At 47.4% G+C, this 8,841-nt stretch carries 7 protein-coding genes and 1 tRNA gene; 4 read left to right on the forward strand and 4 right to left on the reverse strand.

What is annotated here, in order from left to right; all coding sequences use genetic code 11:
* Positions 1–65 precede the first annotated feature (65 nt).
* From nifK to nifH, 3 genes are read right to left on the reverse strand one after another with little or no spacing between them, the layout of a single operon-like run.
* Positions 66–1,580 (reverse strand): nitrogenase molybdenum-iron protein subunit beta, encoded by a 1,515-nt coding sequence (gene nifK, locus VST71_10545; GenBank protein ID MEC4686156.1) that lies wholly within the window; start codon positions 1,578–1,580, stop codon positions 66–68.
* Positions 1,577–3,004 carry a nitrogenase molybdenum-iron protein alpha chain gene (gene nifD / locus VST71_10550; protein ID MEC4686157.1) on the reverse strand — a complete coding sequence of 476 codons (1,428 nt, stop codon included), beginning with the start codon at positions 3,002–3,004 and terminating at the stop codon, positions 1,577–1,579. The genes nifK and nifD overlap by 4 nt, the downstream gene beginning before the upstream one ends.
* 38 nt (positions 3,005–3,042) lie before the next feature.
* A complete protein-coding gene (gene nifH, locus VST71_10555) occupies positions 3,043–3,882 on the reverse strand; it encodes a nitrogenase iron protein (GenBank protein MEC4686158.1) in 840 nt (279 codons plus the stop codon).
* A gap of 258 nt (positions 3,883–4,140) precedes the next feature.
* Between nifH and cysK the strand changes: the two genes are divergently transcribed.
* Positions 4,141–5,076 carry a cysteine synthase A gene (gene cysK / locus VST71_10560; protein ID MEC4686159.1) on the forward strand — a complete coding sequence of 312 codons (936 nt, stop codon included), beginning with the start codon at positions 4,141–4,143 and terminating at the stop codon, positions 5,074–5,076.
* Positions 5,077–5,395: 319 nt separating this feature from the next.
* Here cysK and VST71_10565 read toward each other — a convergent pair whose 3' ends face one another.
* Positions 5,396–7,549, reverse strand: a complete 2,154-nt coding sequence (locus VST71_10565; GenBank protein MEC4686160.1) for a bifunctional (p)ppGpp synthetase/guanosine-3',5'-bis(diphosphate) 3'-pyrophosphohydrolase — start codon at positions 7,547–7,549, stop codon at positions 5,396–5,398.
* A 154-nt stretch (positions 7,550–7,703) separates the two neighbouring features.
* Here VST71_10565 and VST71_10570 point away from each other — a divergent pair, with 154 nt between their 5' ends.
* The 3 genes from VST71_10570 to VST71_10580 all read left to right on the forward strand — a co-directional run bounded on the left by VST71_10570 (position 7,704) and on the right by VST71_10580 (position 8,691).
* Complete coding sequence (locus VST71_10570) at positions 7,704–7,916, forward strand: DUF6485 family protein (protein MEC4686161.1); 213 nt, start codon at positions 7,704–7,706, stop codon at positions 7,914–7,916.
* 65 nt (positions 7,917–7,981) lie between these two features.
* Positions 7,982–8,067 (forward strand) — tRNA-Leu (locus tag VST71_10575).
* Positions 8,068–8,175: 108 nt separating this feature from the next.
* Entirely contained in the window at positions 8,176–8,691 is a 516-nt protein-coding gene (locus tag VST71_10580) for a TlpA disulfide reductase family protein (GenBank protein ID MEC4686162.1), read from the forward strand.
* Positions 8,692–8,841: the final 150 nt, after the last annotated feature.

Here is an 8,841-nt window from a genome sequence, read left to right on the forward strand (position 1 = left end):
TCAGGGTGACATTGCTGAAACAAATTCAGCATGACATGTTACACTGTTTGTGCTTTCTGCGAAACTTATCTTATAACATCAAAACTCGTTGTATTCATCGTCTTTCTGTCCATCTCGTCAAGAACCGTGTTGACAATCCAGTTCACCATATTCAGCACTCCCTGATAGCCGATAACCGGATATCTGTGGAGGTGATGCCTGTCGAATATGGGGAATCCTATTCTTACCAGGGGCGTCCCCGTATCCCTCCAGAGGAATTTTGCATAGGAATTCCCTATGAGAATGTCAACGGGGTCGGTAAACATCAGAGACCTCAGATGCCACATATCCTTGCCCGTGTAAACCGTTGCCTCCTGACCAAAGGGACTTTCGCTCAGAAGCGCATTCGCTGCTGCCGCGAACCTCTTGTCTCCGTTGGTGCAGACGATATGAGCCGGAAGTCCTCCCATCTCCAGAATGAAACTTATCAAGCCCAACAGGATGTCCGGGTCACCGGTCAGGGCAAACCTCTTTCCGTGGACATAGGGATGGGAATCTATCATTGCATCCACTGCCCTGCCCCTTTCATCCTCAATCTCCTGAGGAACGGGCTTTCCGGTTATCCTGCTTATCTCATCGAAAAATCTGTCCGTATTTTTTACACCCATGGGCGGAAGCACCAGGGCCTCCTGACCCCACTCCTTCTCAATGTATTTCATCGTCTTTACCGTTGAATACTTTTGAAGCGCAATAGTGGCCGTAGCATTTACGGAGTCAGCGGCCTCCTCAAGCGGGGTACCGCCCGGATACATCTTGTACTCTCCGGTATTCGGGGAGTCAAAGACATCACTCACATCCGAAAGCAGGGTAAAGTCAACACCCATGATCCCGAGAAGCCTCTTCACCTCGCGGTAGTTACCCGTGTAGGTATCAAAGCCGGGGATGATGTTTATCTTTCCGTTAGGCTCACCCTTCTTTCCTTCCGTAATGGTGGTGAGTATCCCCTTCATCATATTGTCATACCCGGTAATGTGCGAGCCGACAAAACTTGGCGTATGCGCAAAGGGCACCGGCAGGTCCCTGGGAATGATGTCCTTATCCTTTGCCTGTCTTATATAGGCATTCAGGTCGTCACCGATAACCTCTGCCATGCAGGTAGTGCAGACGGCGAGCATCTTCGGATTATACAGGGCATAGGAGTTACGTAATCCCTCGAGCATATTGTTCAGCCCGCCGAATACCGCTGCATCCTCTGTCATGGATGTTGATATGGCTGCCATCGGCTCCTTAAAATGCCTGTTCAGGTGACTCCTGAAGTAGGCAACACAACCCTGAGCACCCTGAACAAAAGGCATGGTACCTTCAAACCCCGAGGCACAGAATATGGCACCAAGTGGCTGGCATGCCTTTACAGGATTAATCTTTATATTCTTGCGGGCAAAGTTCTTTTCCTGATACTCTTCCGTCTTTGTCCACTCTGCCACTTCCCTGACCTTTTCTGCAGGCCAGGGATTCTCAAACTCCTTCTTCTTCTCAAACTGCTCAAGGTATTCCTTTTCCTGAAAGAGTTCATTATGGTCTTTTATCTTTATCCTCTTCATCTCTTCCTCCGTATCAAGCTCCATGTAGGGCTGTTCACCGTCATATCCATATCCCTGGCAAAAACAGGGAAGCCGTCAAAGCCATGGTAAGGACCACTGTAGTCCCATGAATGCATCTGCCTGAAGGGCACTCCCATCTTGTGATAGGAATACTTTTCCTTGATACCGGATCCCACCATGTCAGGCCTGAGCCTCCGTGCAAATTCCTCCATCTCGTAGAGCGTGGCATCATCCATTATCACAGCTCCCTCTTTCAACTCGGGATAGGTCCTCTTGTAATCATCGTCATGCCCGAACTCATACCCTGCGGCTACAACCTCCATCCCAAGGTCTTCATAAGCGCCGATGGTATGTCTCGGCCTCAATCCTCCCACGTAGAGCATCACCTTCTTGTCCTCAAGCGTCGGCTTGTAACGCTCGATAACCGCATCCATCACCGGCTTGTATTTCTCGATCAACTTCTCTGCGTTCTCCTTGATCCTGTCGTCGAAATATGACGCGATCTTTCTGATGCTCTGGTATATCTTCGTGGGGCCGAAAAAATTAAACTCCGTCCAGGGAACACCGTACTTCTCTTCCATGTGCCTGCATATATAGTTCATGGACCTGTAACAGTGGATAAGGTTCAGCTTGGACTTGTGTGCAATGCCAAGCTCGTTTACCGAGGCATCACCCGTCCATTGTGCGATAACCCTCAGGCCCATCTCTTCAAGCATCTTCCTTGAGGCCCATGCATCTCCACCTATATTGTAATCCCCGATCAGAGAGACATCATAAGGCGTTGATTCCTTCAGCTCACCCTTGCCAAGCACAAAGTCCCTTATGGTGTCATTGGCAATATGGTGACCGAGGGACTGGCTGACCCCCCTGAACCCCTCACACCTAACAGGCACTATCGGGTAACCGAAATCCTTTTCAGCATTTTTTGAAACCGCCTCGATATCGTCTCCGATGAGACCCACAGGGCACTCCGAGAGTATGCCGATCCCCCTTGCCAGGGGGAACAGCTCTTTCAATTCCAGTAAAGCTGCCTCCAGACCCTTGTCACCCCCGTAAACAATGTCTTTTTCCTGAAAGTCCGTTGTAATGTGCATTGTGCCAAAGGTATCAATACCTGTCTGGCCGTTGTAATAATTCCTTCTTGCCCCCCAGCTGTACTGCCCGCAACCGACAGGGCCGTGACTGACCGTAATCTGGTCCTTCACAGGGCCCCAGACAACACCCTTTGCACCGGCATATGCACATCCCCTGACAGTCATGACGCCAGGCCTTGACTTTACATTGGACTTGACCTTGCATGTACTGCATTCGCCGGTCGGGTCATTAGGCGCTAAATGCTTGGCCCTGTCCTCCCGCGTCTTTTCCGGATATGCCTCCAGTACCTCATCAATTATTTTCTGAGTCTCTTTAATGGCATTACTCATCACTCCTCCTTGTTATATTTTATGAAAGTCGAATTTCTTTAATCTTCCGGCTCGGCTTCAAGTATTCCGAAGTCCATAAGCAGGTCTTCCAGTTCATCCATTGACATCGGAGTCGGGATGACGAAGTTTTTATTCTCGGCTATCTTTTTTGCCAGTGTCCTGTACTCATCCGCCTGAGGATGGTCAGGAGAGTACTCGACCACCGTCTTCCTTCTCAACTCAGCCCTCTGGACCTCGTTGTCTCTCGGTATGAAATGGATCATATGGGTATTGAGTCTCTTTGCAAGCTCTGCGATTAACTCATATTCCTTGTCCGTCTTTCTGCTGTTGCAGATAAGACCTCCGAGTCTCACACCACCGCTCTGGGCGTATTTAAGGATACCCCTTGAGATGTTGTTTGCAGCATACATTGCCATCATCTCCCCAGAGGTGACTATATATATCTCCTTTGCCTTTCCCTCCCTTATCGGCATTGCAAAACCACCGCAGACAACGTCACCAAGAACATCGTAAAAGACAAAGTCGGTATCCGCCTCATAGGCGCCATTCTCCTCAAGAAAGTTTATGGCAGTAATAACACCACGGCCTGCGCATCCCACACCCGGCTCAGGACCGCCTGACTCAGCACATCTGATACCCCTGTAACCGGTAAGCAGCACTTCTTCAATCTCGAGATCCTCTACCGAACCCCTTTCCCTTGCCAAATCCATAACCGTTACCTGAGCCTTTTTATGGAGTATCAATCTCGTTGCATCCGCCTTCGGGTCACACCCAACAATCATACACTTGTAACCAGCCTCCGAAAGGCAGGCAACTACATTCTGTGAAGTTGTTGACTTTCCGATTCCACCCTTACCATAAACAGCTATCTGTCTCATCATCATGTCCTCCTCTGAAATTTTTTCAGTTTTTAGTTATTTACTTAATATAATAGATAGCAAGAGTCATGCCAATCCTGAAAGCAAGCAAAATCAGTGCTTTTGAAGGGCTCGCTCTTTTTGTAGATACATTATTGTTTCTACCCAAAGCATTTTTGTATGACCATTAAGCTCTGGTTCCTGTTGACAAAGGCATCAATAAAGTAATACTTTTGTGTAAAATAAATTTTCTGACAATAAGGAGAAGATAGAGAGACAATGGAAATTCATAAAAACATTCTGGGTCTTATAGGCAATACCCCACTTGTAAGGATCAACCGGCTTGCAGGAGAGGGGGATGCAGAGGTATATGCAAAACTTGAAGGGTTTAATCCGGGTGGGTCGGTAAAGGACAGGATTGCATTGAATATGATCGAGGAGGCAGAGAAGGAAGGAAAACTAAAGAAAGGCGGAACCATTATAGAGCCTACAAGCGGAAATACCGGGATTGGTCTTGCAGTGGTGGCCGCAGTTAAAGGGTACCGACTCATCCTCACCATGTCTGAAAGCATGACCCTTGAGAGAAGACAGCTCCTTCTGGCTTTTGGAGCAGAGCTGATACTGACCGAGGGCTCAAAGGGGATGATGGGGGCTGTGGAAAAGGCTGAGGAGTTATACCTTAAAAACAGGGATCGCTATTTTATGCCTCAGCAATTCGAAAATCCGGCAAATCCCGATGCCCACAGAAAGACCACGGCCCCCGAGATAATCAGAGACCTTGGCAGCGTACCGGATGCCTTTGTTGCAGGTATCGGCACAGGGGGGACCATAACGGGAGTTGGCGAGGTACTCAAGGAACAACGCACGGATTGTCATATCACAGCAGTTGAGCCGGCAGCATCAGCAGTCCTTTCAGGAGGGGAACCAGGACCTCACAAGATCGACGGGATAGGGGCCGGCTTCTTCTCCGGCGTGCTCAACCCAAAGATATACGATGAGGTTATCCCTGTAACTGACGATGACGCTTACGAGATGTCCAGACAACTGGCACTGAAGGAAGGTCTGCTCGTCGGGGTCTCTTCCGGTGCAGCCATGTGGGCTGCACTCCGGGTTGCCGCAAGGCTTGGCAGGGGGAAAAAGATAGTCGTGATCCTGCCAGACAGGGGGGAAAGATACCTCAGCACGGGTCTGTTTGATACAGCGAAACCAGCCTGATTTTATGAAACCGGCAAATAAATACAGAGTTTTTAGCTGGTTAAAAGTTTGTTGCACAAACAGAAAAAAACGATATATGTCATTCTGAATTTATTTCAGAATCTCTAAGAATCAAAGACTTATGAGACCCTGAAACAAGTTCAGGGTGACAAAGCAAGAGTTTACACAACAAGTTCTTAAGTGGTTGATTTTGACGAATATGTCTCTCTGAATAGTTGCCGGGTTAATATGAAACCGGTAAATAAATACGGAGAGATGCTGAATCAAGTTCAGCATGACAATAGTTAATCAGCATGACAATAATTAAGTTGAGGTGCTTCTATCGCCTTACCCTGAGCACACCCTCTGTTGATGCTATCTTCTGGGTAAGCTTTGAGAGCTGGGATTTATCCTTTGCCTGTATAAAGAATGTGAAACGGGCCCTGCCATCCTGCGTTGAGGTTGCCTCGAGATGGGTGATATTGACGTTCAAGGAAGAGAAAAGTGCACTGAGATTCGCAAGCATTCCCGGCCGGTCCATTGTCTCCACATTAAGCTTTGTCAGCGAGGTGCTGTCCCCGGTGGAAGTCCAATCCACCTTGACAAGTCTTGCATCATCTACAGCCAAACGTTCGAGATTTGCGCAATCGTGGCGGTGTATTGTCACTCCCTTGCCACGAGTTACAAACCCGACTAACTGGTCACCCGGCACAGGGTAACAACAATGTGCCGTATGATAGAGGATATTATCCACCCCTTTTATGGTAATCCCTCCCATCTCTTTTGTCTTCTTGAGAGGTCTTTTAAGTATCAGCTCCTCTGCTGTTGTTTCTTCTTTCTTTTCAGGCTGCAGCCTGTTGGCCACCTGCTGTGCAGAGACCTTGCCATATCCGATGGAAACGATCAGGTCTTCCCTGTTCCTCATACTGAAAGACCCGGCAACTTCATCCATCTCATGTGACTTGATGATGGACGGACTAAGCCCTCTCTTTCTGAATGTTGTCTCCAGAATCTTGTTGCCGAGCTCCAGACTCTGCTTTCTCTCCTCAGCCTTTATCCATTGCTTTATCCTGCTTTTGGCCCTCTGGGTTACCACAAACTTCAGCCAGTCCCTGCTCGGACCATGAGCGGGTGATGTAATTATCTCAACCGTATCACCACTCTGTAACTGGTATCTCAAAGGCACTATCCTTCCGTTAATCTTTGCCCCCACACACTTATGACCAACCTCCGTGTGGATGCCATAGGCAAAATCCACCGGGGTCGATCCCGCAGGAAGCTCCTTTATTTCACCCCCCGGGGTAAATACATAGACTACCTCGGGCACAACCTCGCCCTTGACAACATCAAGGAACTCCTTTGCATCACTGAGGTCTTTCTGAGACTGGATCAACTCCCTCAGCCACTTGATGTATTTTGCATCCTTCTGCAGTACCCTTCCCTCTTCCTTGTACATCCAGTGGGCTGCAATACCCTCTTCAGCTATCCTGTGCATCTCCCGGGTCCTGATCTGAAACTCAACCCTCTCGCCTTTGGGCCCGATTACCGAGGTATGCAGGGACTGGTACATATTTGACTTTGGAAGGGCTATATAATCCTTAAACCTGCCGGGAATCGGGGTCCAGAGCGAGTGAATTATTCCCAGTATTTCGTAACAATGGTTTTTGGTGTCCGTAATTATCCTTAACCCCAGCACATCATATAATTGCTCAAAGGGGATTCTCTGTATCTGCATCTTCCTGTAGATGCCATAAAGGTGTTTGACCCTGCCGGTCACTTCAGCAGGAATACTATACTCTTTCAACTTCTCCTCTATCTGTTTTGCTACTTCGTTGATGTATCCTTCCTGTGCCTCACGTCTCTTTGCCACTTTTTTAAGGAGATCCCTGTAGATATCCGGCATCAGGTATTTAAAGCTCATGTCCTCAAACTCTATCCTCATCCAGCCGATACCCAGCCTGTTGGCAAGAGGTGCATAAATATCAATGGTCTCCTGTGCGATTCTTTTCTGTCTGCCTGGGGGGAGGTGCTGTAGGGTCTTGATATTATGTAACCTGTCGGCAAACTTTATGAGGATCACCCTTATATCCTCTGCCATTGCAAGGAACATCCTCCTGAAGTTCTCTGCCTGTGCATCCTCCCTCGTCTGAAACTGTATCTTGGCAAGCTTTGTCAAAGAGCCTACCAGGAAGGCAACCTCTTCACCAAATATTTCCTTGATGTCATGCAGGTTTGTTTCCGTATCCTCTACCGTATCATGAAGAAGGCCTGCAATGATGGTCATTACATCCAGATGCATGTCTGCAAGCATTAATGCAACCGAAAGGGGGTGCCCTATGTAGGGACTGCCCTCTTTTCTTGTCTGGCTGCAGTGTGCCTCATGTGAAAAATAATAGGCCTTTCTAAGCAGTGCAATATCCGCATCAGGGGAATAAGAGAGTATCTTTTCCGTCAGTTCATTAAGGGTTATCAGTTTGTGTCTAATTGTGCCCATACTTAATAATATAATCTTTTCACAAACTTTGTCCAAGGGAATGCAGAAGAGGCGGGGAGAGGGAACTGAAACCGTATCACTGTCTTTAAACTTCTTTACGAAAGAATCACTATTTTTTGTATAATAGAGATAATTTTTGAAAGGGGTATGAGTAATGGAATGTATCAAGACAGCTAATTTAAAGAAATGCAACTGCTCATATGGATCATGTTCAAGAAAGGGGAAGTGTTGTGAATGCCTCGTTTACCACAGACGGAACGGGGAGTTACCGGCCTGTTTCTTTCATGAATCCTACGAAAGGAGTTATGACCGCTCTGTGGAAAACTTTATAAACATGGTCCAGGCAGTAGGGATGAGAACAGGCTGAATCATTCGATATTCAATTCATTGGACTCCGGTCTCTGAAACTGGACAATGATAAATGAGCAGCATGCCGGAGTGGTGGAATGGCAGACGCGGTGGACTCAAAATCCACTGGGCTTCGGCCCGTGCGGGTTCGAATCCCGCCTCCGGCACCATGTTTTCAGGATGGAAGACTGAGTTATGGAGGACTGGAGGGGAAAAGACCTGGAGGATTGGAGATTTGGAGGATTTGAATTGTCTTTCTATAATATAAGGAGGGGATTATGAGACAGCAGGTAGTCAGAACTACTGCTATAGTGATATTTTTTCTGTTAGCTTTCTCTGTCAAGGGATTTGCGAATCCCTGGGCCATAGACGAGATGATCGGCAAGGAGGCATCTCCTTTCAGCCTCAAAGATTTGAGGGGACAAGAGGTAAGCCTTATGGATTTCCGCGGCAAGGTGATACTTCTGAATTTCTGGGCCACCTGGTGCCCCCCCTGCATTTCAGAAATTCCAAAGTTAAACAATCTGAGGAAGACATATGCTGAAAAGAACTTTGAGATTGTAGCCGTGTCAACCGACAGGTCATTATCAACTGTCAAAAAATTTATCAGGAAGCATCCTGTCTCGTTTGTTGTACTTCACGACTCAGACATAAAGGTATCGCGTAAATACAATGTCTTTTCGATTCCCACAACATTTCTGATTGACAAAAAGGGCAAGATAGTCGAGAAATTCCTTGGTGAATATGACTGGAATTCCCCTGAGATCAGGAAAAAAATTGATGAGCTTTTATAATAAATCAGAATACCAGAGCTGCAGAGCTGCAGAGCAAAAAAAGAACAGACAATAAATACATGCGTTACCTGATAATAGAAGGGGCCCGGCAGAATAATCTCAGGAATATTTCCCTCCGTCTCCCTCATAACAGCATAATAGCAGTAACAG

Source organism: Nitrospirota bacterium (assembly GCA_035873375.1).
GTDB lineage: Bacteria > Nitrospirota > Thermodesulfovibrionia > Thermodesulfovibrionales > JdFR-85 > BMS3Bbin07.

Excerpts from the sequence above, each read along its gene's own strand:
- cysK (MEC4686159.1), top strand. The coding sequence starts at position 4,141 with ATGGAAATTCATAAAAACATTCTGGGTCTTATAGGCAATACCCCACTT.
- nifH (MEC4686158.1), bottom strand. The coding sequence starts at position 3,882 with ATGAGACAGATAGCTGTTTATGGTAAGGGTGGAATCGGAAAGTCAACA.
- nifD (MEC4686157.1), bottom strand. The coding sequence starts at position 3,004 with ATGAGTAATGCCATTAAAGAGACTCAGAAAATAATTGATGAGGTACTG.
- VST71_10570 (MEC4686161.1), top strand. The coding sequence starts at position 7,704 with ATGGAATGTATCAAGACAGCTAATTTAAAGAAATGCAACTGCTCATAT.
- VST71_10565 (MEC4686160.1), bottom strand. The coding sequence starts at position 7,549 with ATGGGCACAATTAGACACAAACTGATAACCCTTAATGAACTGACGGAA.
- VST71_10580 (MEC4686162.1), top strand. The coding sequence starts at position 8,176 with ATGAGACAGCAGGTAGTCAGAACTACTGCTATAGTGATATTTTTTCTG.
- nifK (MEC4686156.1), bottom strand. The coding sequence starts at position 1,580 with ATGAAGAGGATAAAGATAAAAGACCATAATGAACTCTTTCAGGAAAAG.